Source organism: Aquabacter cavernae, assembly GCF_003993795.1.
Classification (GTDB): Bacteria; Pseudomonadota; Alphaproteobacteria; order Rhizobiales; family Xanthobacteraceae; genus Aquabacter; species Aquabacter cavernae.
Genome location: NZ_RWKV01000008.1, coordinates 650835 through 673248 on the forward strand (window position 1 = coordinate 650835; position 22414 = coordinate 673248).

General features: G+C 68.6%; 19 protein-coding genes. 12 read left to right on the top strand and 7 right to left on the bottom strand.

Annotated elements, in window-relative coordinates; all coding sequences use genetic code 11:
- Positions 1 to 154 precede the first annotated feature (154 nt).
- The 3 genes from thrC to EJJ38_RS07690 are packed head-to-tail and all read left to right on the top strand — an operon-like array spanning position 155 to position 3530.
- On the top strand, positions 155 to 1567 hold the full coding sequence (gene thrC / locus EJJ38_RS07680) for a threonine synthase (protein WP_127089499.1): 1413 nt from the start codon (positions 155 to 157) through the stop codon (positions 1565 to 1567).
- Positions 1564 to 2829 (top strand): M16 family metallopeptidase, encoded by a 1266-nt coding sequence (locus EJJ38_RS07685; protein ID WP_127089500.1) that lies wholly within the window; start codon positions 1564 to 1566, stop codon positions 2827 to 2829. Before thrC ends, EJJ38_RS07685 begins: the two co-directional genes overlap by 4 nt.
- 44 nt (positions 2830 to 2873) lie before the next feature.
- On the top strand, positions 2874 to 3530 hold the full coding sequence (locus EJJ38_RS07690) for a GNAT family N-acetyltransferase (RefSeq protein WP_127089501.1): 657 nt from the start codon (positions 2874 to 2876) through the stop codon (positions 3528 to 3530).
- A 33-nt stretch (positions 3531 to 3563) separates the two neighbouring features.
- On the opposite strand, the gene EJJ38_RS07695 is transcribed toward EJJ38_RS07690, so the two are convergent.
- The 6 genes from EJJ38_RS07695 to EJJ38_RS07720 form a co-directional block, all read right to left on the bottom strand.
- Positions 3564 to 5465 carry an AsmA family protein gene (locus tag EJJ38_RS07695; RefSeq protein ID WP_164738454.1) on the bottom strand — a complete coding sequence of 634 codons (1902 nt, stop codon included), beginning with the start codon at positions 5463 to 5465 and terminating at the stop codon, positions 3564 to 3566.
- Positions 5466 to 5613: 148 nt separating this feature from the next.
- Positions 5614 to 7320, bottom strand: coding sequence for an ABC transporter permease (locus tag EJJ38_RS07700; protein WP_338021863.1), 1707 nt, complete (start codon positions 7318 to 7320; stop codon positions 5614 to 5616).
- Between the two features lie 89 nt (positions 7321 to 7409).
- Positions 7410 to 8450: an extracellular solute-binding protein gene (locus tag EJJ38_RS07705; protein ID WP_127089503.1), complete on the bottom strand. Its 1041-nt coding sequence runs from the start codon at positions 8448 to 8450 to the stop codon at positions 7410 to 7412.
- Between the two features lie 184 nt (positions 8451 to 8634).
- On the bottom strand, positions 8635 to 9117 hold the full coding sequence (gene bfr / locus EJJ38_RS07710) for a bacterioferritin (RefSeq protein ID WP_127089504.1): 483 nt from the start codon (positions 9115 to 9117) through the stop codon (positions 8635 to 8637).
- Between the two features lie 155 nt (positions 9118 to 9272).
- Positions 9273 to 9509, bottom strand: coding sequence for a (2Fe-2S)-binding protein (locus tag EJJ38_RS07715; RefSeq protein WP_127089505.1), 237 nt, complete (start codon positions 9507 to 9509; stop codon positions 9273 to 9275).
- A 295-nt stretch (positions 9510 to 9804) separates the two neighbouring features.
- Positions 9805 to 12315: a PAS domain-containing protein gene (locus tag EJJ38_RS07720; RefSeq protein ID WP_127089506.1), complete on the bottom strand. Its 2511-nt coding sequence runs from the start codon at positions 12313 to 12315 to the stop codon at positions 9805 to 9807.
- Between the two features lie 323 nt (positions 12316 to 12638).
- Between EJJ38_RS07720 and EJJ38_RS07725 the strand changes: the two genes are divergently transcribed.
- The 9 genes from EJJ38_RS07725 to EJJ38_RS07765 all read left to right on the top strand — a co-directional run bounded on the left by EJJ38_RS07725 (position 12639) and on the right by EJJ38_RS07765 (position 21400).
- Entirely contained in the window at positions 12639 to 13190 is a 552-nt protein-coding gene (locus tag EJJ38_RS07725; protein WP_127089507.1) for a phasin family protein, read from the top strand.
- 177 nt (positions 13191 to 13367) lie between these two features.
- Positions 13368 to 13826: a phasin gene (locus EJJ38_RS07730; protein ID WP_127089508.1), complete on the top strand. Its 459-nt coding sequence runs from the start codon at positions 13368 to 13370 to the stop codon at positions 13824 to 13826.
- Positions 13827 to 14019: 193 nt separating this feature from the next.
- Positions 14020 to 15042 carry a lipopolysaccharide heptosyltransferase II gene (gene waaF / locus EJJ38_RS07735; protein ID WP_127089509.1) on the top strand — a complete coding sequence of 341 codons (1023 nt, stop codon included), beginning with the start codon at positions 14020 to 14022 and terminating at the stop codon, positions 15040 to 15042.
- The gene (gene waaC / locus EJJ38_RS07740) at positions 15039 to 16127 is read left to right on the top strand and encodes a lipopolysaccharide heptosyltransferase I (RefSeq protein ID WP_127089510.1); all 1089 of its coding nucleotides are present in this window, start codon (positions 15039 to 15041) and stop codon (positions 16125 to 16127) included. Before waaF ends, waaC begins: the two co-directional genes overlap by 4 nt.
- Positions 16128 to 16227: 100 nt before the next feature.
- On the top strand, positions 16228 to 17229 hold the full coding sequence (gene rfaD, locus EJJ38_RS07745) for an ADP-glyceromanno-heptose 6-epimerase (RefSeq protein ID WP_127089511.1): 1002 nt from the start codon (positions 16228 to 16230) through the stop codon (positions 17227 to 17229).
- A gap of 7 nt (positions 17230 to 17236) precedes the next feature.
- Complete coding sequence (locus EJJ38_RS07750; RefSeq protein ID WP_127089512.1) at positions 17237 to 18676, top strand: PfkB family carbohydrate kinase; 1440 nt, start codon at positions 17237 to 17239, stop codon at positions 18674 to 18676.
- A 103-nt stretch (positions 18677 to 18779) separates the two neighbouring features.
- Positions 18780 to 19313, top strand: a complete 534-nt coding sequence (gene cobU / locus EJJ38_RS07755; RefSeq protein WP_127089513.1) for a bifunctional adenosylcobinamide kinase/adenosylcobinamide-phosphate guanylyltransferase — start codon at positions 18780 to 18782, stop codon at positions 19311 to 19313.
- Positions 19310 to 19930: a cob(I)yrinic acid a,c-diamide adenosyltransferase gene (gene cobO / locus EJJ38_RS07760; protein ID WP_127089514.1), complete on the top strand. Its 621-nt coding sequence runs from the start codon at positions 19310 to 19312 to the stop codon at positions 19928 to 19930. The genes cobU and cobO overlap by 4 nt, the downstream gene beginning before the upstream one ends.
- 6 nt (positions 19931 to 19936) lie before the next feature.
- Positions 19937 to 21400: a cobyric acid synthase gene (locus EJJ38_RS07765; protein ID WP_127089515.1), complete on the top strand. Its 1464-nt coding sequence runs from the start codon at positions 19937 to 19939 to the stop codon at positions 21398 to 21400.
- Here the strand turns inward: EJJ38_RS07765 and cbiB are convergent.
- Positions 21384 to 22364, bottom strand: coding sequence for an adenosylcobinamide-phosphate synthase CbiB (gene cbiB / locus EJJ38_RS07770; protein WP_127089516.1), 981 nt, complete (start codon positions 22362 to 22364; stop codon positions 21384 to 21386). The genes EJJ38_RS07765 and cbiB overlap by 17 nt on opposite strands.
- Positions 22365 to 22414: the final 50 nt, after the last annotated feature.

A 22414-nucleotide genomic window follows, 5' to 3' on the forward strand; every position in this document is an offset into this window, starting at 1 on the left:
ATCCTGGTCCGCCCCGCGTCGGCGGGCAAGGCGGACTGGCATTCCCGCGCAAGGGCGGATAAGAGCGGCACAAATCGCCGTGTCAGCGCTTTCAGTCACTGACGAGACCCGGCGTATCCCGTTTCGGCGCGCGACGCCCACCCGGAGCGACACGGTGCACTACATTTCCACCCGCGGCGAAGCGCCGCTCCTGGGCTTTTCAGATGCCTTGCTCGCGGGACTCGCCCGCGACGGCGGGCTTTATGTGCCCGAGGATTGGCCCACTCTGTCCACGCAGGAGATCGCCTCCCTGGCGGGCAAGTCCTATGCGGACGTGGCGCGCCGGATCATCACCCCCTTCGTGGGCGACGCCATTCCCGCCGCCGCCCTCGATGTGATGATTTCGGACGCCTATGCGGGCTTCCGGCACACGGCCACCACCCCCCTGCTGCAGGTGGCGCCCAATACCTTCGTGCTTGAGCTGTTCCACGGCCCGACGCTGGCCTTCAAGGACGTGGCGATGCAGTTGCTCGCCCGCCTCATGGACCATGTCCTCTCCCAGCGCGGCGCACGGGCGACCCTGGTGGGCGCCACGTCCGGCGACACGGGCAGCGCCGCCATCGAGGCGTTCCGCCACTCGGATGCGCTCGACGTCTTCATCCTCTATCCCCACAACCGGGTCTCGGAGGTGCAGCGGCGCCAGATGACCACGGTGGGCGGGCAGAATGTTCACGCGATCGCGGTGGAAGGCACGTTCGACGACTGCCAGGCCCATGTGAAGGCCATGTTCAACAACCACCTGTTCCGGGATCGCATGTCCCTGGCCGGGGTCAATTCCATCAATTGGGCCCGCATCGTCGCCCAGGTGGTCTATTATTTCTATTCCGCCGTGGCGCTGGGCAGCCCCCATCGGGAAGTGTCCTTCGTCGTTCCCACCGGCAATTTCGGCGATATCTTCGCGGGCTGGGTGGCCAAGCGCATGGGGCTTCCCATTCGCGACCTGACCGTCGCCACCAATGTGAACGACATCCTGGCCCGGACCATCGAGACCGGCCGCTACGAGGTGCGTGGCGTGCACGCCACCTCCTCGCCCTCCATGGACATCCAGGTCTCGTCCAATTTCGAGCGCCTGCTGTTCGAGGCCCTGGACCGCGACGCCGAGATCGTCCGCCGGTTGATGGCCTCCCTCGGCCAGTCCGGCAGCTTCACCATCCCGCGCGACGCCTTCACCGCCATCGTCAGCGACTTCTCCGCCGGCCGCGCCGATGAGCCGGAGACCGCCGCCACCATTTCCCGCCTCTATCGCGAGGCCGGATACATGCTCGACCCGCACACCGCCGTCGCCATGAACGTGGCGGGCAAGGTGGAGCATTCCGCCTCCGTGCCGCAGGTCATCCTGTCCACGGCCCATCCTGCGAAGTTCCCGGACGCCGTCGAGGCCGCCACCGGAAAGCGCCCGGCCTTGCCGCCGCACATGGCGGACCTGCTAACGCGCAAGGAGCGGTTCACCGTGCTGCCCAACGATCTCGGGGCCATCCAGTCCTTCATCACCACCCACGCCCGCACCGCTTCGGGGGCCGCCGCGTGAGCGTGCGCCTTACCCGTCTCGACAACGGAATCAGCGTCGTCACCGATGCCATGCCGCATTTGGGCACGGCCTCCCTGGGCATCTGGGTGGGCGCGGGCGCCCGCGATGAGAGCGAAGGCGAGCACGGCATCTCGCACCTGCTGGAGCACATGGCCTTCAAGGGCACGCGCCGACGCTCCGCACGCGGGATCGCGGAGGAGATCGAGCAGGTGGGCGGCGACATCAATGCCGCCACCTCGGTGGAGCAGACCTCCTACAATGTCCGCGTGCTGGGCGAGGATGTGGGGCTCGGCCTCGATATCCTCGCAGACATCCTCACCGAGCCCGCCTTCGCGCCGGACGAGCTTCAGCGAGAAAAGAACGTCATCGTCCAGGAAATCGGGGCTGTGATGGACACGCCCGACGACCTGGTGTTCGACCTGTTCCAGGAGGCCGCATTCCCCGGCCAGAGCGTCGGCCGCTCCATTCTCGGCACGCCGGAGACCGTGCGCGGCTTCGACCGCGACCGGCTCGGCGCCTATCTGGCCCGCACCTATCGCGGCCCGGGCATGGTGGTCGCGGCGGCGGGTGCCGTGGATCACGACCAGCTTGTGGCGGAAGCCGCCGCGCGCCTCGGCTCCCTGAGCAGCGCGGGCAAGGCCGAGCCGCCGCCCGCGCGCTTTGCGGGCGGGACGACCCTCACCCCGCGCGACCTGGAGCAGGTCCATGTGGTGCTGGGCCTGGAAGGGCTCTCCTACAAGGATCCGGGCTTCCACGCGCTCCAGGTCCTGGCCAATGTGCTGGGCGGAGGCATGTCCTCGCGCCTGTTCCAGGAAGTGCGCGAGGAGCGAGGCCTCTGCTATTCCATCTATGCGTTCCACTGGCCCTATGCCGATGCCGGGCTGTTCGGGATCTATGCGGGCACCGACGATGGGGATGTGGGCGAGCTGACCAATGTGGTCATCGACCAGTTGGAGGCGGTCGCCCGCGACGCCAGCGACGTGGAGGTGGCCCGCGCCAAGGCGCAGATGAAGGTGGGCCTGCTGGCGGCGCTGGAAAGCTCCGGCGCGCGGGCCGATCAGCTGGCGCGTCAGATCCTGGGTTTCGACCGCATCATCCCCGTGGAGGAGATCGTCGCCAAGGTGGAGGCCGTGGACGTGGCGGCCGTGCGCGCCGCGGCTGAAGGTCTCCTGGGCGGCGGACGGCCGGTTCTGTCCGCCATCGGGCCGGGAAGGGGGCTTGAACCCGCGGCCCGGGTGGTGGAACGTCTGCGAGTGAGCTGACGCCGGGGCGGGGACCGGCTGAGGCGTGCGTAAAGAGCTTGGGCATGTGGCTCCTGTCCTCGATCCTCTCGCCCGATGTGCTCCCCGCCGTGAACGGGGATGGCGTCTATCTGCGCGTGCCGCAGATGCGCGACTATGACGAATGGCGTGAGCTGCGGGAGACGAGCCGCGCCTTCCTGACGCCGTGGGAACCCATCTGGGCCGCCGACGACCTCACCAAGCCCGCCTTCCGGCGACGGCTGCGCCGCTACGCGCGGGACATGGTCCGCGACGAGGCCTATCCGCTGTTCCTGTTCCGCGCCTCGGACGACCGCCTCATGGGCGGGCTGACCCTGTCCAACGTGCGCCGGGGAATCTGCCAGGCGGCGAGCCTCGGCTATTGGATGGGCGCGCCCTTCGCCGGGCAGGGCTATATGCGGGCCGCGGTGCGCACCATGTTGCCCGTCGCCCATCAGGCGCTCGGCCTGCACCGCATCGAAGCCGCCTGCATGACCAACAACACCCCGTCCATCCGGCTGCTGGAGGGCCTGGGATTCGTGCGGGAAGGTCTGGCGCGCCGCTATCTGTGCATCAACGGGATGTGGGAGGACCATTTCCTGTTCGCGCGCCTTGCGGACGATCCGCCGGGCGCGGTGGCGTCACCCGCGCGCAACGATTTGCCCCTGGAGGCGACGACGGCAACCACCATCGCCCCCGCCTGAGGGACGCTTCGGACGGACGCGAGGAGCGGGAAATCAGTTCGCCGGTTTCGCCGGGGGCAGGGCGGTGGGCTTGGCCAATTGCTCGATCACGGAACGAACGGCGGCCTCGCCGCTGGGGCCGCGATTGCGCACCGCTTCCAGAAGCGGCTGGGCGGCCCCGGAGCGCTCGATCAGGCTGCGCGGGTCCAGCATGACGAACGGGCTGCTCCAGGGACCCTGGATGATGAAGGGCAGGTCGAAAGGCGCACTGCGTTCCGCCGACGCGGACGGCAGCAGGATCGCCCGCCCCTGGAGATCGATGTCGCGCGAGCCCACATCCACCGCGCCGTCGAGGGCGAGGTTCACCTGCTTGCCGGACATCTGCGCCTGGATCAGGCGGGCGACGCCGTCGGTCAGGTTGATCTTGGCCACCAGCCGGTCGAAGGGGGTGCGCCCGCCGCGCAGGTCGCCGCCGCCGGAGAGGGGGCGCCGCTCGATGCGCCGCATCACCTGCGCCACGTCGATGCCCGCGATGGAGCCGTTGGTGGCCTGCAGCAGCACCATGCCGGACAGCGCCTGGGCGATCTCGTAATAGCTGTGGCCGGCGCCTTCCAGCACCGCTTCCACGTCGCCCGTGCCTTCGATGCGCCGGATGCTCAGCAGGTCGCCGAAGGCGCGCTCAAGGGCGATGCCGGTGCCGGTGCCCTGGAATTTCAGGGCCGTGCCCTCGGCGCCGCCATTGGCGACGATATCCAGCGAAGCCCGCACCGAGCCGCCCCACGCCTGCGCGGTGCCGAGCGCCAGGACCAGATGCCCCGAGCGCAGGACGGCGCTGGTGGCCACCCGCTCGAACACACTGTCCTCCACCTTCATGCGCGCGGCGGAGAGGCGCAGGTCGAGGTCGAGCCGGGAGAGGGGGCGCGGATTGAGGTTGGTTCGGTCCCAATCCCCGTCGGCCCGCTCGGTCATGGCGATCCGGCCATAGGGGGTCAGGTCCACCGCATTGGCGGCGAACGTGCCTTCCAAAGAGGGGCGGGGACCGCCGAGCTTCAGCGTCAGCGCGCCTTCGCTCTTGTTGCCGTCGAGGGTGGCGACGACCGGAGACAGTTGGACCGATTCACGATCCGCTTTCACCGAGCCGGAAAAGGCGAACTGGTTGAACCCGCCGGAAATGGGCAGGGATGTTCCGGCCCAGGTGAGCAGGCCGCGCAACGCGCCGGTTTCCCCGCTCACCTCGCCCGCCAGTTTCGCGGCGGGGCCTGCGGCGGCCTGCCCCCGGAAGCGTAGCCAGGAATCGCCCGTGGCCACATGGGCCTTGGCGTCCGTCGCCTCGCCGGTGAGGAAGGCGCGCGCGTCGGCGATTTCCAGTTCGGCGCGGGTCGTGCGGTCGCGCCAGGTGAAGGAGAGCTGCGCGGTGAGCCCGCCGCCCACCAGGGAGCGCTCCACATGCGCGTCGATGCCGCTCACCAATTCCTCGGTCAGGCCGTCCGCATTGCGCATGGCGACCGTGCCGCCATGCAGGCGCAGCTCCGGCAGGTCCGGCCCCGCCAGAAGCGAGACAAGCGCGGGCGCGAGGAGGGGGGAATGGCCGGTGATGACGAGGGTGGGACGCTCCAGCGTCACATCCGCCACTTCCACACGGCCGGTCAGCAGGCCCAGCAGGCGCAGACGCGCCACGGCGCCCTGCGCATCCAGCGCCATGCGCCCCGGCATGGGAAACGCCACCTTCTCCAGGATCACGGAGGGGACGGGAAAGAGCGCGAGGCGCGGCTCGCCCGAAATGCTGGCGCGATGGCCGGTGGAGCGGGCCAGCGCATCGGTGACCACCCGGCGCAACTCCGCCTCCGGCACCAGGCTCGGAGCCAGCGCCAGAAAGCCGAGCCCGACCAAAGCGAAAGCTCCGGCCGCAGCAGCGGCGGCCAGAACGGCCCTGCGGGTGTTCGCGCCTGAAATCACACTCAAATCTTCCGATCGTTCGGGAATGGTCCGCAGCGCCGCCTCGCGCATAAATGACCGATTCTCCCGTTCGCGAGAGGCCCGGCACATAAAAGCCGGTCTGTGTCGCTTTCAAGGCTTTCAGAATGAGGCGACGGCACCGCTGGCCTCACCCGCTCCGGCTGCCCTGCGCAGCGCCCGCGAGGGAGGTATAGGACAGGCGCGCCAGCATCAGAACGGGCACGAGACCCACCAGAACGATGAGCAGCGCTGCCAGGGCACCGTCCTCATAGGTGCCGCGCGCGGCCTCTCCATAGACGTGGGTCGCGAGCGTCTCGACGCCCAGCGGCCGCAGCAGAAGGGTTGCGGGAAGCTCCTTCATGCCGTCCACGAACACCATGAGCGCCGCCGTCGCGAGGGCGGTGCGCATGAGGGGCAGGTGGACATGGCGCACAGCCCCCCGGCGCGAACGACCCAGGCTCCGCGCGGCCATGTCGAGATTGGGCGAGATCTTCCCATATCCCGCCTCCAGCGCGCCCACGCTGATGGCGAGGAAGCGGATGGCATAGGCGATGATGAGGGCTGCGCCCGAGCCGGAGATCAGCAGCCCGGTGGAGATGCCGAAGGTCTGGCGCGCCGCCTGGTCCACCAGATTGTCGAACCCGGCCAGCGGCGTCAGCAGCCCGATGGCCAGGACCGTGCCGGGAATGGCGTAGCCGAGCGTGGACAAGCGGGCGAGACCGGCGGTGAGCCCGGACGGGACGAGGCGCTGCGCCAAGGTGACCAGGAAGCCAAGGGCCAGCGCGAGCACGGTGCCGCCGCCCGCCAAGAGGGCGCTGTTTCGCGCCTCCACCAGCAGGTTGGGCGAGATGCCGCTGAACTCGATTCTCTTGATGGCGGCGAACAGGAGGTGAAGCAGCGGCACGCCGAAGCCGAGCAGGACCGGCACGAGGCAGAAGAGGCAGGCCGCCACCCCTGCCATGCCCGTCAGCGGCACGAGGGCGGGCGGGCGGGCGCTGCCCCCGCCGCCATAGCGGGCCCGGCTCCGGGCCGCGCGCTCGGCCGCCACCAGAACGAGGACGAACATCATCATGACCAGCGCGATCTGCGCCGCGCCGGGCAGGTTCGAGCGGTTCACCCAGGTGGTGTAGACGGACACCGTCAGCGTGCGCATGCCGAGGAATTCGGACGCGCCGATGTCGCCCAGCACTTCAAGTAGCGCCAGCGTGAGGCCCGCCACGATGGCGGGGCGCGCCATGGGCAGGGCGACGCGCCACACCGTGCGCCACCGCCCCGCGCCCAGCGCCCGCGCCGCATCCAGCGCGCTGGCGGACTGGACCAGGAAGCTCGCCCGGGCGGACAGATAGACATAGGGGTAGAGCACGCAGGACAGCACGAAGATGCAGCCCCAGGCGGACCGCACGTCGGGAAGCTGGAAGCCGCGCGGGCTGGAGATGCCCAGCATCCAGCGCAGCGCGCTCTGCACCGGGCCGAGGGGATGGAGCACGTCCAGATAAGAATAGGCGACGATATAGCCGGGCAAGGCGAGCGGCAGGAGCAGCCCCACCTCCAGCCATCGGCGGCCGGGAAAGGCACAGGTGGCCACCAGCCAGGCGCACGGCACGGCCACCAGTGTGACACTGATCCCCACGCCCACCAGCAGCACGCCGGTCTGCCACAGGGCCGTGGGCAGCACATTGTCGATGAGATGGGGCCAGAGATCGCCGGACCCTTGGGCGGCGATGGCGATCAGCGCGAGAACCGGCAGCAGCACGAAGGCCGCCACGCCGAAGGCAGCCGCCACCGGCAATGAACGAAGCCGCCGGGCGATGCGCGCCGGCGGCCGGATCCAGGATTTCGCAGAAAAGTCGGTCAAGCGGAAGGTCCCACCAAAGGCCGATAAGCAGGGCTCATGGGCCTTTGGTCACGCCAGCGCGGCCCCGGCCGGAGCCGGGGCCGACCACATCAATTGTCGAAGCCGACGCGGTCGATCAGCTCGCTCGCCTTCTTGCGGGCCTTGGCCATCTCCACCAGGGAGATGGGATCGACCTTCAGCGGGCCGAGCGCGGCAATCACGGGATCGACCTGCGCGCCCGCAATCACCGGATACTCGAAATTGGCCTTGGCATAGATGGCCTGCATCTCGGGCGAGACAGCGAACTCGAGGAAGCGGACCGCATTGTCCTTGTTGGGCGCATTCTTGGCCACCGCCGCGCCGGACACGTTCACATGGGTGCCGCCGCCCTCGAACACGGGCAGGACCACGTCGATGGCATCGGCCCACTTCTGCTGCTCGGGGCCGCCCTTGCCGGAGCGCATGAGGCCCACATAGTAGGAATTGCCGATGGCGAGATCGCAGATGCCGCCGAGAATGTCGCGCGCGCCTTCGCGGTCGCCGCCGGTGGCCTTGCGCGCGAGATTGGCCTTCACGCCCTTCAGCCATTCCTCGGTCTTGGCCTCGCCGTGATGCACGATATAGGCGGCGGTCAGCCCCACATTGTAGGGGTGCTGGCCCGACCGGATGCAGATCTCGCCCTTCCACTTGGGATCGGCGAGATTCTCATAGGTCATGGAGGAGAGCTTGAGGTCCTTCGCCGCATAGAGAAGGCGGGCGCGCAGCGAGAGCGCGAACCAATTGCCGTTCGGATCCCGCAGATTGGCGGGGATCGCCGCAGTGAGGACGGGGCTGTTCACCGGCTGGGTGACGCCGGCATCCACCACGTCCAGCAGGTTGCCCGCATCCACCGTCATGAGGATATCGGCAGGGGAGGCGCTGCCCTCGGCCTTCACGCGCTCGGCGAGGCCGTCCTTCACGAACACGCTGTTCACGGTGATTCCCGTGGCCTTGGTGAAGGCCTCGAACACCGGCGCGGCGAGGCCGGGCTCGCGGGTCGTATAGACGTTCAGCACACCCTGCGCCGAGGCGGCGCCGGACAGAAGCAGGCCCGCGGCGGCGGCGAGCACCGCATGGCAGACTCGGGTTCGGCTGGGCAGTTTCCTGAACATGGCGTTCTCCGGACGGCCTGCTTGATGCGGCCGATCGGACTTCGCGTAACGTCAGCCAACGGCTTGCGTCAATCACGAGCGCAGGAACGAGAAAAGATTAGAGAATGTCCAATTCTAAACTGGCCAAACAAAAAGCCCGGCGCAAAGGCCGGGCTTCCTGATTTCCGGAACGGGTCCGAAAAGGTCAGTCGTCTTCCAACTTGCCCATATGGTGCTGCGCATAGAGCTGCACACCGAGACGCGCCACGAGGTCGAGCTGGGTCTCAAGGAAGTCGATATGGCCTTCCTCGTCCGTCATCAGTTCCTCGAAGAGGTCGCGGCTGGGGAAGTCCTTCACCGAGCTGCTGTAGGCCGCGGCTTCCTGGTAGAGGGCGCGGGCTTCCTGCTCGGCGGCGAGGTCGGCCTCAAGGATTTCCTTGATGTCCTGACCGATACGCAGCGGATCGAGCACCTGCAGGTTCGGAAAACCGTCCAGGAACAGGATGCGATCCACGAACTTGTCGGCGTGCACCATCTCCTCGATGGATTCGGCGCGCCACTTCTTGGCGAGGTCCTTGAAACCCCAGTTTTCCAGCATGCGATAGTGCAGCCAGTACTGGTTGATCGCCGTCAGCTCCGACCGAAGGCCACGATTGAGATACTCGATGACCTTAGCATCGCCCTTCATTGTAAGCTCCTTCGCCCAAGTCCCTGGGCCCAAGTCCCTGCGCCCAAGTGCCTGAGCGTCTCGTGCTACCCTGAAATCAGACTTAGAGGAATTCTAAAGAAAAGACAAGCAGGACCCCCACGCCCCCCGTTCCCGGGGTGATGCGACAAAGCCGCCTATTCGGCGGCGACCAGCTTCGTGGAGAGCGCGGCGCCCGGGCATTCCACCGGGCAATCGGAGCAGGAGCCGTGCACCTGATCAAGAATCGCCCGGATGGTGCGGGCACAGCGACCGCATTGCGGCGAGCAGCCCAGGCACCGATACACCTGTCCGGGGGAGCGCACGCCCGACGAGTTGGCGAGCACGTCCCGCACTTGGTGATCGGAAAAGACGTTGCAAGAGCAAACAATCATCGAGCGACCGGGCGTTCTAGTTTAGATTCTTTCTAAACCACTGGATTGTCTCTATTTTTTGCCTGTCACCGGGTCCCGCGTCAATCCCGGCGACACCCTCGCAAGGATCAAAACAGCGCGAAAGAGGGGCCCCAAACCGTACTTTCTAATCATTCTATTTTGCGGCCAGCCAACGATCTCTTTGCCCATCAAGAAGAAAACAGCCTGTCGAACCCGCGTGACTGCCGCATGGGTGCCGACCCTGGTAGAATTGCGTAGGGCATAATCCCGTAGCCGAAACGGAAAGCCGTACGGCTCAGTCGGGCAGGTGGATCTCGCAGAGCATGCCCATCTCCACGCCGCGCCTCAGGCGCAATTGCGCGCCGTTCGCCTGCATGAGCGCAGCAAGCCGGGCCATGCGGAACGGGCGGCCGCTGCCGGTGAAGCGATCGGAAACGGCGGCGGTTTTGAATGGCGAAAGGGCAATGGCGATCTCTTCCTCGCTCAGCCCGCGCCCGCCGTCGCGCACCAGGATGACCACTCCCGCATGGGTAGCCGGATCGGCACGGCGGGAGGAGACGAGCACCTGCCCTCCGGCCGGCGTCGCCTGGACGGCCTCCTCCAGCAGCAGGCGCAAGCCCTCGTCGAGAATTGCGGGATTGAACCAGGCATCGAGGTCGTCGGCCATGTCCCCGCGCAGCAGGACGCGCCGGCGCTTGGCGCTCGCCTGGACATGGTCGAGCGCCAAGCGTGTGGCGACGGAAACGTCCACACTCGTGCGCGGGTCCACAGCCGCCGCCGCATTCAGCGCCTCGATATCCGCAAGGCTCGCCAGCAATTGCTGCGCGGCGATCGCCGCAGCTTCCGCCTGCTTGGCATAGCGGTTGTTCCCCACGGGGCCGAAGGTGGAGCCGCGCACGGCATCCACGAAACCCATGATGGAGGTGAGCGGCACGCGAACCGCATGGGAGACCCTCCGCACGAAAGGCTCCATGGCCACCGAAAGATCGGCGTCCGCGGCGGCGACCCGGGTTTCGGGACGCCGCGTGGCGGGATGCGCCGCCAGGGCGCCGTCGTCCGCACGCTCTTTCGGCTCGCGCAGGATGAGGCAATAGCGGCCCGAACCCCGGACAGCGCGAACGATCAGCGCATCCAGCTCCGTCTCGATACCCAGCCGATGCCGGGCCCGAAGCGCCCCTTCGCGTGGGGCCGCATCGTCGGGCGATTCGACCGCCGCATCCAGCAGCGCCACCGCATCCACCTGGCTTCCGGGGGCGAAAGTCAGGGTGAAGGGCTCGCCTTTCAGCTCGGTGGCCGTGAAGCCGCACAATTCAGCGGCGGCAGTATTCATCTCCTCGATGATCCCGGAGGCATCCAGCAGGAAGACGGGGAAGGGGATGACATCCAGCGCCTCTGCCCGCCCGCGCGCCCGTTCCGCGGCCACATCCACCTGCGGCGCGATCACCACGGGCGGAGGAGGGGCGACAGGCGGAGGTGGAGGCGGCGGAAGGGGCTCCAGCGCCCGCAGCGTATGGATGATGGCCGTCTGCCCGCGCCAGGGCGCCGAGAGCAGCCGCACATCCACGGAGCGGCCAGGCCCCGCGAGGGATTTCAGTTCCAGCCGCCCATCGCCGCCACGCACCAGCAGGCGTCCGAGCCCGCCGGCATCGCGGAAGGCGTCGGCATCCGGCGTGCCCACCCATTCCAGCAGCGTCTCATTCACATGGACGATGGCGCCCCGCTGCTGGACGGCAAGGCCGATGGGCAGGCGGTCGAGAAGGCCATCCTGCCAAGAGGTCTGCTCGACGGGGGCGGCAGCGGGCTGCGGGACAACAGGGGCGGGCACGGGCTCAGGCAGGGGCGCGCTCGGTTGAGGCGCGTAGGCGATCGGCTCCTCCCGCCGTGTCTCCGGAGGCGGCGGCTCGTGTTCCACGGGCGCGTCGGTGCGCGGCGCATCCTGGGACGGGGATGCGACCGGGGCGGGCTTCGGCCAATTGTCGATGGCTTCGTTCAGGGAGCGGGCGATCTCGTGGAACGCGGTTCGCTCGCGGGGCGAGAGGGCGCCGCCGCGCAGCGGCACCACGTTTTCCGGAGCCCGGGGCGGGGCGGGCGGACGGGGAGGGGCCTGCCAGATGAGGCCGAACCCCCGCACGCCGATGCGCCGGCGGGCGGCATCGAACAGCGGGACGCCGCCGATCTCGATGCGCCGCGGCGGGTCTTCCCCGGTCCACAGCACCGCATCGGAGAAGGTGGCCCCGCCCATGAGCATGTCGGAGACGCGGGCCGTGTCCTTCAGCACCCCGTCTGCGGCGAGATCCGAAAAGGTGCGGCCCTGCCAGGCCCGCAGGCGCGGGCCGAGCGCCTCGATGAAGGATGCGGAGAGGGAGAGGATGCGCCCCTCGCCGTCCGCCTCCCATGTGAAGCGCACGGGGCGCGCGGGCGGCGGCTCCGGCTCAACGGTCGCAGCAGGCGCCGCCGGGGGCGGCGGGGCCTCGGCCATGGCGGCGGGGTCGGCAAACAGCACGACCGGGCCGATGGGCGTGGTGAGGGCGAGGCAGGAGAAGACACGCGGGACAAAGGCGGACGGCAGGCGCACCCGCTCCAGCCGGGGGGTATGGCCCGGGAGCGCCGCCACATGCCGGGCGATGGCGGCGACGCTGGCGGGCGCGGGCGCGTCCTCCGTGACGCCGAGCGCGGCGCAGGCGGAGGTGGCTGCGACAACACGCCCGTCGGACAGCAGCACGAGAAAGGACGCAAGATCCTGACGGCGCAGCGGAGCGAACGCTGGCTCGTTGAGCGACAGGAGACGGGACGTGTGCTCGCTCATGACCTCAGACAGAACGCGGGCCCGCAGGCCCTTCCAGGTGCGACCGCGCCTGTACCGCAACTATTCCACTCAAAGATTAACGTCCCGGCAATCGCATTCCCGTCGTGAAACGGCACCAAGATGCGACGGAACGACGCCGAAAGAGCGCCGTGCGCCGGGAAATGGCCGGCCCAAGCCTTGAACGGGCGGACTAAACCCTTGAACATGTAAAACTAAATGTCCGTTCGTTTACATGAAGCCAATTCCATCCCGCGCAAACCATCACTAAGATCGCACCGGAACCGCCGGTTCGGAGGATCCCCAACGCCCGAGGAGTGACGACGATGAGCAGCAAGTTCGGTCCCGACCTCGAGTTGCCCGCTGAGTTGCGGGTCATCGCGGAGAAGAATGTGGCGCAGGCGCGCCAGGCTTTCGACACCCTGTTCGATTCCGCCCGCAGCGCGGTCGGAGATTCCGAGGAGCGGATCAAGGAAGTGCAGTCCGGCATCAAGGAACTGCGCGCCAAGACCATCGGCCTCGTGGAAGCCAATGTGAATGCCTCGTTCGATTTCCTGAACAAGCTCGTCCAGGCGAGGAGCCCGCAGGAAGTGCTGAGCCTCCAGGCGGCCTTCGTCACCGAGCAGGTGCAGGCTGTCGCGGCCCAGGCCGCCACGTTCGGCGCGGATGCCCGCACGCTGGGCGAATCCACCATCCGCTCGCTGGATGAGCACGCCCGCGCTTTGGCCGATCGCCTCCAGACGCTCACCACCGCCGCCACGGCCCATGCCAAGTCGGTGGCGGAAGACTTGCAGACTGCGGGCGCCGCAACCGCGAAGACGGCGCAGTCGGCATTCGAACAGGCCACCAAGCCGAACGATCCGAACCAGACCTACTGACGCTTACGTCATCCGGCTCCTCGATTGTGCGGCGCAAAAAACCATTTTGTGCCGCACCTATCGTGCGTTATGATCCATTTGGGATCGGAAAGAGCGCGGTGCACACCTGTGCGATTGCATAGGGGAGGTACGGCGGTCTTCACGGCGTCGTAAACCGACCAGCGCACCGAGGAAGTCATGAACGAGAGCTTTGCCAAAGCGTTCCAGGATCAGATGGCCGCTGCCAGCAGCGCCTTCTCCAAGTTCGAGATGCCGGCCCCCTTCCGCGACATGGCGGAAAAGGGCGTGCTGTCGGCCCGCGGCAACTACGAGAAGTTCAAGGAAGCCGCCGAGCAGACCTCCGACATGTTCGAGGGTTCCTGTTCCACCGCCGCCAAGGGCGTGGCTGAGTACAATCTCAAGTCCCTGGAAATCCTGCGCTCGAACATGAACACGGCGTTCGATTTCTTCGCCACCGTTCTGTCGGCCAAGACCCCCTCCGAGGCGGTCGAGCTGTCCACCTCGCACCTGCGTTCGCAGTACGAGACCCTCCAGAGCCAGGCCAAGGAACTCTCCACCCTCGCTCAGAAGATCGCCACCGACAGCTCCGAGCCCCTCAAGGCCGCTGCCGAGAAGACCTTCCGTCCCGCCGCCTGAGCCGGACCTTCTTCCAGTCTGAAAGGGCGCCGTTTCGGCGCCCTTTTTCGTCTGTCGCTCACGCTCCGCCGACGCGACCCTTGACCGGACGGGCCCGGCTTGCGAAGACGCGACATCGATCCCATCTGCGGTTTCATCACCGGGTGGGGATCCCGGTTCACTCCATGGCCTTTTCGGGGGGCGAGTGCCGCCCATGCGCGCGTTAGGTTCGGTTTCCCCCATCCTGGTGGTCGGCCCCTCCTGGGTCGGCGATATGGTGATGGCCGGCAGCCTCATAGAAAGCCTCCGCCTGCGTGAGCCCGGCCGCCCCATCGACGTCATCGCCCCCGCCGCCGCCCTTCCCATCGCCAAGCTCATCCGGGGTGTGCGCCGCACCATTCCCCTGGCGCTCGGCCACGGGCAGTTCAGCGTGGTGGCCCGCTGGAAAGCCGGCCGGGCGCTGAAGGACGAGGGCTATGGCAAGGCCATCATCCTGCCGCGCGCCTTCAAGGCGGCCATCGTTCCCTTCGCGGCGGGCATTCCCGAGCGCATCGGCTATGCCGCCGAGGGTCGCAGCATCCTGCTGACGGAAGCGCGCCCCGACCGCGACCGGAAGACCGCCCGCACCATCGACCGCTTCGTGGCCCTGGGCGCCCCGAAGGGTGAGCAGATGCGGGCGCCGCGCCCGGTTCTCTTCCTGCCGGACGGCGCGCGGGAACAGGCGGACGGGCGGTTCCCGCTGCCGGGGGAGGGGCCGATCATGGCCTTGTGCCCCGGCGCGGAATACGGCCCGGCCAAGCGCTGGCCGGCGGAACGCTTCGCCCGCCTCGCGGACATGGCGCGCGCGGCGGGCTATCGCGTCCGCATTCTCGGCGGGCCCAAGGATGCCCCCATCGCGCAGGAGATCGTCGAGCGGGCGGGCGGTATCCCCGACAATCTGGCGGGACGCACAAATCTGATGGAGGCGGCGGCGATTCTCGCCGGGGCCGACGTGGTTGTCTCCAACGATTCCGGCCTCATGCATGTGGCGGGCGCGCTCGATCGTCCCCTCGTGGTGCTCTACGGCTCCTCCTCGGAAAAGATGACCCCGCCCACGGGGCCGCGCTCCACGGTCGTGTCCCACGATCTGCCGTGCCGCCCCTGTTTCAAGCGCGAGTGCCCGCTCGGCACGCTCGCCTGCTTCGAGGCGATCCAGCCGGCCGAAGTGCTGGCCGCTGCCGCGCGGATCCGGGGATGAAAATCCTCATCGTCAAGCTGTCGTCGCTGGGGGATGTGGTCCACACCTTCCCGGCCCTGACCGATGCGGCCACCCGCATTCCCGGGCTCACCGTGGACTGGGCGGTGGAGGAGGCGTTCGTCCCTCTCGTGCGCCTGCATCCCGCCGTGCGGCACGTCATTCCCGTTCCCATGCGGCGGCTGCGCAAATCCCCCATCGCCGGCTGGCGCTCGCCGGAGGGGCAGACAGTGCGCGCCGCGTTGAAGCAGGAGCGCTATGACCGGGTGATCGACGCGCAGGGGCTGCTGAAGAGCGCCGCCATCGCCTGCTTCGCCTCCGGCCCGCGCCACGGCTTCGGGCGGGGCTCGGCGCGCGAAGGGCTGGCGCCCTTCTTCTATCGGCGCGGACACCATATCCCCGAGACGGAGCACATGGCCCTGCGCATCCGCAAGCTGTTCGCGGCGGCGCTCGGCTATGATCTGGAGGGGCTGCCCATCGATGCGGGGCTCCATCTCGCCCCGGCCCCGGCCACCGCGCCCTATCTTCTCCTGCTCCACGGCACCACCTGGCCTACCAAGACCTGGACGCCCCATCGCTGGCGGGAACTGGCCGGGATCGCCCACGAGGCGGGCCTCGAATCCCGCATCTTCGCGCTGGGGGATGCGGAACGGGTCCGCGCCGACGCGATCCGTCGCGACCTGCCCTTCGTCCATGTGGAGCCGCCGGGACCCATCGACGAGATCGCCCCGATTCTTGCGGGCGCGCAGGGCGTGGTGGCCGTGGATTCGGGCCTCGGTCATCTGGCGGCGGCCCTCGGCGTGCCCACGGTGGGCCTGTACGGCCCCACCAATCCCCGCCTCACCGGCCTTTATGGCGCCAAGGTGCTGGAGGTACGGTCCTTCCGCCCGTGTGCCCCGTGTGAGAAAAGTGCCTGCAAGGTGGCGCCGCACACGGTGGAAGGACCACCTTGCATGGTGGATCACGGGGCCCAGGCGGCCTGGCGCAGCCTCAACGTGCTGCGGTTCGGCCATGCGGACGCCATGGACAAATCGCGGCGGGCCATGGCACAGGAAGCCGGCTCTGCGCCGCGTCCACGGCCTGCGTGACACCGAACGCCCGCGCGGCGCTTGAGCGAGCCCGTTCGGCACCGGGTAACCGGCACCAGACGGCATGAAACGGAGCGCATCGCTCCCTGAGGTGGCGTCCATGACCGTCTACGGCAATCGCGACACGGTGCTGGTCACCGGCGGCGCAGGGTTCATCGGATCGAACATCGCGCGCGCCTTCGCGCAGGACGGCTACCGGGTTGTCGTGGCCGACTGGCTCGAATCCGGCCCCAAATGGCGCAATCTGCAGGACGTGCTGGTTGACGACGTGATCCGCCCCGAGGCCGTTTTGCCCTTCTTGGAGCGGGACGGCGGACGGGTTCGCGCGGTCATCCATATGGGCGCCATCTCCGCCACCACCGAGACGGACGGCGACAAGATCGTCTCGCAGAATATCCGCGCCAGCCTCGATCTGTGGGAACTGTGCGCGCGCAAGGGCCTGCCCTTCATCTATGCCTCCTCCGCCGCCACCTATGGCGACGGCAGCAGGGGCTTCGGGGATGCGGAAACCCTCGCGGACCTCATGAGCCTCGCCCCCCTCAATCTCTATGGGTGGAGCAAGCTGATGGCCGACCGGCGGTTCCTGTCGGACGTGGCGGCCGGGCGCGCGCACCCGCCACAATGGGCGGGTTTGCGCTTCTTCAACGTCTACGGGCCGGGCGAGGAGCATAAGGGCGACATGCGCTCGGTGATCCACAAGATCTACCCCACCGCGGCGGCGGGGGAGGCGGTGACGCTCTTCAAGTCCCACGATCCCGGCTACGCGGATGGCGGGCAATTGCGCGACTTCGTCTATGTGGCCGATTGCGTGGCGGTGGTGCGCTGGCTGGTGGAGACGCCGTCCGTGAGCGGCATCTTCAATATCGGCACCGGCACCGCCCGCTCCTTCGCGGATCTCGCCCGCGCGGTCTTCTCGGCGGCGGGGCGCGAGCCGCGCATCGATTATGTGGACATGCCCGAGCGCATTCGGGGCGCCTACCAGTATTTCACGCAGGCCGACATGACCAAGCTGCGGGCGGCGGGCTTCCATCAGCCCTTCACCTCCCTGGAGGACGGCGTGAGCCAATATGTGAGCGCGCATCTGCGCGCCCGGAACGGGTGAGGGCGCCATGTTCTCGCAAAGCCGCCTCGGCCCCATCGCCGTCATCGGCGACATCATCGTGGATCATTATGTGACCGGCAGCGTCTCGCGCATCTCGCCCGAGGCGCCGGTCCCGGTTCTGGTCCACGGCTCCGACCGGCTCGTGCCGGGCGGCGCGGCCAATGTGGCCGCCAACATCGCCGCCATGGGCGCGTCGGTGATCCTGGTGGGCCTCGTGGGGGCGGATGCGCGCGCCGATGACCTGTGCACGGCGCTCGGGGCCTATCCCGACATCGCCCTCGATCGGCTGGTGGCCGATTCCGCTCGGCCCACCATCACCAAGACGCGGGTCATGAGCGGGCGCCAGCAGATCGTGCGCATCGACGCGGAGGATACAAGCGCCCCGGATCGGGAGCTGGAAGCGCGCCTTGTGGTCGCCGCGCGGGCCGCTGTCGCGGCATCGCGGGTGGCGGTGCTCTCGGACTATGCCAAGGGCGTGCTGGGCGACACCGTCATCGCCGCCGTAATGGACGAGGCGGCCAAGCATGATGTGCCTGTGATCGTGGACCCCAAGCGGCGCACGTTCGAGTCCTATCGGGGGGCGCGCCTCGTGACCCCCAATCGTCGCGAACTTGCGGAAGCCACCGGCCTGCCGGACGAGACGGACGAACAGGCGGCGCAGGCCGCCGCCGCTGCCGGCGCGCAGTTCGGCGGCGACGTGCTGGTGACGCGGGCGGAGAAGGGCATGACCCTCTGGCGCCAGGACGGCCCGATCCTGCATGTGGCGGCCGAGGCCCGCGAGGTGTTCGACGTTTCCGGCGCGGGCGACACGGCGCTGGCGGCGCTGGCCACCGCGCTGGCGGCGGGCGAGCCCATGGAGGCGTGCGTGCGTATGGCCAATGCGGCGGCCGCCATCGCCGTGGGCAAGCTCGGCACGGCGGTGGTGACGCGGGCCGAGATCGCCGCCGCGCTCGACCGCGCGCTGCCCCAGGTGGAGCCGCCGGGCGCGCTGGTGCCCTTGGACCGCGCGCGGGAGATCGTCTCCGGCTGGCAGGCGGCGGGCGCACGGGTGGTGTTCACCAATGGCTGCTTCGACCTTGTCCATCCCGGCCATGTGGCGCTTCTGGAAGCCGCCGCCGCCGAGGGCGACCGGCTGGTGGTGGCGCTCAATACGGACGCCTCCACCAGGCGCCTGAAGGGGCCGACACGCCCGCTTCAGGACGAAACCGCGCGCGCCCGCGTCATCGGCGCCATGCGCTGCGTGGATCTTGTGGTGCTGTTCGAGGAGGACACGCCGCTGGAGACCATCCGCACCCTCCTGCCGGACGTGCTGGTGAAGGGCTCGGACTACAAGCCCGAGGACGTGGTGGGCGCGGACGTGGTGCTCGCACATGGCGGGCGGTTGGTTCTGGCTGATCTGGTGGCGGGCCGCTCCACCTCCTCGCTCGTGGCCAAGGCGCGGCAATGAGATGAGGGCGTCGTTGCGACGCCGGTCACGGGCGGTATAGTTCCGGGGAATCGTCGGGTCCGGCGAGAGCGCGGCGCGGGATGTTCCTGAAAGGGCAGGGCCATTGCAGGAGGATCATCGTGGGCCGCTCGTCCTCGTTCTCGGTGGCGCGCGCTCCGGCAAGAGCCGCCACGCGGAAGCGCTGATCGAGCGCGGGACGCCGCCTTTCCTCTATGCCGCCACCGCCCAGGCACTGGACGGGGAGATGGAGGCGCGCATCGCGCTCCATCGGTCGCGACGCGATGACCGCTGGATCACCCATGACTGCCCGCTCAATCTGGCGGCGCTGATCGCTGAACTTCCACAAGAGGCTCCAGTGCTGGTGGACTGCCTGACCTTGTGGCTCACCAATCACTTGCTGGCGGATCATGATCTTGCGGCGGAACAGGAGCGCCTCGTGGCGGCACTGGGACGGCGCGCCGGGCTCACGGTCCTCGTGGCCAACGAAGTGGGGCTGGGAATCGTCCCCGACAATGCCCTTGCCCGGCGGTTCCGCGATGCGGCGGGGCGGCTCAACCAGCAGGTTGCCGCGCGCGCCGACCATGTGGTCTTCATGGTGGCGGGGCTGCCCATGACGGTCAAAGGACAGATGCCATGAGCGATACCGTGGACGAGAAGGACGCCGCCCGCCATCGCGAGAAGATGGCCAAGCGCAAGGCGGTTCAGGATGCGGAGGTCGCCGGCAAGACGGTGACCGAGAAGGGCCTGCTCATCGTCCATACCGGCCTCGGCAAGGGCAAGAGCACGGCCGCCTTCGGCCTTGCCCTGCGCATGCTGGGGCGCGGCGGCAAGGTGGGCGTGGTGCAGTTCATCAAGGGCGCATGGCAGACCGGAGAGCAGGACGCCTTCGCGGCCTTCGGGGACCGGGTGCGCTGGCATACAATGGGGGAGGGGTTCACCTGGGAGACCCAGGACCTCGCCCGCGATAAGGCCGCCGCCGCCCGCGCCTTCGCCAAGGCGGAGGAGCTGATGGCCGATCCCGACATCCGCCTGCTGGTTCTGGACGAGCTGAACATCGCGCTGCGCTACGATTATCTCGATCTCGGCCATGTGGTCGCCACCCTCACCGCGCGGCGGCCAGACCTCCATATCGTCGTCACCGGCCGCAACGCGAAGGCCGACCTTCTGGAGGCGGCGGACCTCGTGACCGAGATGGGCCTCGTGAAGCATCATTTCTCCGCCGGCGTGAAAGCGCAGGCGGGCATCGAGTTCTGACCCGCCATGCCCGCCTTGATGTTCCAGGGCACGGGATCGAATGTCGGCAAGTCGCTGCTGGTGGCGGGCTTCTGCCGGGCCTTCGCCAATCGCGGCCTCGCGGTGCGCCCCTTCAAGCCGCAGAACATGTCCAACAACGCGGCGGTGACGGCGGACGGCGGCGAGATCGGCCGCGCCCAGGCGCTCCAGGCCCGCGCCGCGCGTGTCGCGCCGTCCGTGCACATGAACCCGGTGCTGCTGAAGCCCCAGAGCGAGATCGGCGCCCAGATCGTCGTGCAGGGCCGGGTGGTGGGCACCGCGAAGGCGGCGGCCTACCAGTCCCTGAAGGCCGGTCTGTTGCCTGCGGTACTGGAAAGCTTTAGCCGCCTTAATGATGAATCAGATCTTACCATCGTCGAGGGGGCGGGGAGCGCCTCGGAGGTGAATCTGAGGACCAATGACATCGCCAATATGGGCTTCGCACGTGCAGCAAACTGCCCTGTGATCCTTATCGGGGATATCGACAGGGGCGGGGTCATTGCCAGTGTCGTGGGCACGAAGACGGTCATTGACCCCTTGGATGAACCGCTCATAAAAGGCTTCATCATCAATAAGTTTCGCGGCGATCCTCGCCTCTTTGATGAGGGCATGCGGATCATCTCGTGTCACACGGGCTGGGCGGCGCTGGGCCTTGTTCCGCACTTCGCCGGCGCCGCGAACCTTCCCGCCGAGGATGCCCTGGCGCTGGAGGCCCCCACCGCGCGAAAGGCGTCCGCGCGCCGGACCATCGCGGTGCCGATCCTGCCCCACGTGTCCAATTTCGACGACCTCGACCCCCTGGATGCCGAGCCGGCTATTAACCTTATTCGCCTGCGCGCCCATGAGGCGCTGCCGGTGGAGACGGACCTCGTCCTGCTGCTCGGCTCGAAGGCGACTTTGGGCGATCTCGCCGCCTTGAAGGCGGGCGGCCTCCATCACGACATCATCGCCCATGCCCGGCGGGGCGGGCGCGTGCTGGGGTTGTGCGGAGGCTATCAGATTCTCGGTCGCCGCGTGGAAGACCCGGAAGGGCTGGAAGGCCCGCCCGGCGCCGCAGACGGGCTTGGCCTGCTGGACGTGGTCACCCGCCTCACCCCCCATAAGCGGCTGGAGGCGGTGACGGGCCGCTCGCGCCTCGACGCGCCTTTTTCGGGCTATGAGATGCATATGGGCGAGACGGAGGGGCCGGACCGGGCCCGCAGCTTCGCTCACCTCGCACGGGCGGGCAATGAGGAGCCGGAGGGCGCGGTGAGCGCGGATGGCCGCATCATGGGCACCTATGTCCACGGCCTGTTCGCCGACGATGCCCAGCGCACCGCCTGGCTTTCGCTCCTGGAGGCCGGTCCCGCGCACATCGCCTATGAAGCGCAGGTGGAGGCGACATTGGACTCGCTCGCTGCCCATCTCGCTGAGCATGTGGACCTGGACCGCCTGCTCAGCCTCGCACGCTGAAGGCGATAAGCGCGCAAAGGCAGAGAAGGCCGACGCCCAGCCCATCCGCCCAGCGATAGAGCCGGAGCGCCGCGCGGATGTCCGCCGCGCCGATTTCCCGCCGCCCGTCGCCCATATAGGCGGCCGGCGCCTCGACGCCCCCATAGCTGCGCGGCCCGGCGATGGAAATCCCCAATGCGCCCGCCATGGCGGCTTCCGGCCATCCCGCATTGGGCGAGCGATGCCGGGCCGCGTCCCGCCACATGGCAATCCAGGCCCCCTTGGGCGATGCGCCGGGCAAGATGGCCGCCGCCGCGATGATGAGCAGGCCGGACAGGCGGGACGCGGGCAGGTTCACGAGGTCGTCCAGCCGCGCCGCCGCCCAGCCGAAGGCTTCGTGACGGGCCGTCTTGTGGCCGATCATGCTGTCCGCGGTGTTCAGCGCCTTGTAGGCGGCAGCGCCCGGCAACCCGCCGACCGCCATCCAGAAAGCGGGCGCCACGATGCCGTCGGAAAAATTCTCCGCGAGGCTCTCGATGGCGGCGCGGGAGACGCCGGCCTCGTCCAGCCGCTCCGGATCCCGCCCCACGATGCGCGACACGGCCCGGCGCCCGGCCGCAAGCCCCTCCCGTTCAAGGGCGGTGGCCACATCGGCCACATGCGTATGCAGCGCCCGCTGCGCCAGGAGCGATGACCCGAGAAGCGCGCACAGGAAAAGGCCCACCGGCCCGGCCAGCGCCCACAGCGCCCATTGAACGGCGAAGGCGGGCCCGATCGCGCAGCCCAGCAGCAGGATCACCGCCAGCACGCCGCACGCCCGGCGCCCGGCAAACCCAAGCGCCTCGCGGTTCAGTGTCCGGTCGAGCGCCGAGATGAGGCGCCCGGCCCAGATGACGGGATGGCCGATCCAGCCCAGGAGGCGCGCCGGATAGCCGGCGGCAGCCTCAATCAGAAGGGCGAGGGCCGCCAGGGCAAGGTCGGGCACGGCATCTCCACGAGCGGGATCGAGCTGCGCCGACGCACGGGGGCGGTTTC

Excerpts from the sequence above, each read along its gene's own strand:
- waaC (WP_127089510.1), top strand. The coding sequence starts at position 15,039 with ATGAAAATCCTCATCGTCAAGCTGTCGTCGCTGGGGGATGTGGTCCAC.
- EJJ38_RS07730 (WP_127089508.1), top strand. The coding sequence starts at position 13,368 with ATGAACGAGAGCTTTGCCAAAGCGTTCCAGGATCAGATGGCCGCTGCC.
- rfaD (WP_127089511.1), top strand. The coding sequence starts at position 16,228 with ATGACCGTCTACGGCAATCGCGACACGGTGCTGGTCACCGGCGGCGCA.
- EJJ38_RS07690 (WP_127089501.1), top strand. The coding sequence starts at position 2,874 with ATGTGGCTCCTGTCCTCGATCCTCTCGCCCGATGTGCTCCCCGCCGTG.
- cobO (WP_127089514.1), top strand. The coding sequence starts at position 19,310 with ATGAGCGATACCGTGGACGAGAAGGACGCCGCCCGCCATCGCGAGAAG.
- EJJ38_RS07720 (WP_127089506.1), bottom strand. The coding sequence starts at position 12,315 with ATGAGCGAGCACACGTCCCGTCTCCTGTCGCTCAACGAGCCAGCGTTC.
- bfr (WP_127089504.1), bottom strand. The coding sequence starts at position 9,117 with ATGAAGGGCGATGCTAAGGTCATCGAGTATCTCAATCGTGGCCTTCGG.
- waaF (WP_127089509.1), top strand. The coding sequence starts at position 14,020 with ATGCGCGCGTTAGGTTCGGTTTCCCCCATCCTGGTGGTCGGCCCCTCC.
- EJJ38_RS07765 (WP_127089515.1), top strand. The coding sequence starts at position 19,937 with ATGCCCGCCTTGATGTTCCAGGGCACGGGATCGAATGTCGGCAAGTCG.
- EJJ38_RS07750 (WP_127089512.1), top strand. The coding sequence starts at position 17,237 with ATGTTCTCGCAAAGCCGCCTCGGCCCCATCGCCGTCATCGGCGACATC.
- EJJ38_RS07725 (WP_127089507.1), top strand. The coding sequence starts at position 12,639 with ATGAGCAGCAAGTTCGGTCCCGACCTCGAGTTGCCCGCTGAGTTGCGG.
- EJJ38_RS07715 (WP_127089505.1), bottom strand. The coding sequence starts at position 9,509 with ATGATTGTTTGCTCTTGCAACGTCTTTTCCGATCACCAAGTGCGGGAC.
- EJJ38_RS07705 (WP_127089503.1), bottom strand. The coding sequence starts at position 8,450 with ATGTTCAGGAAACTGCCCAGCCGAACCCGAGTCTGCCATGCGGTGCTC.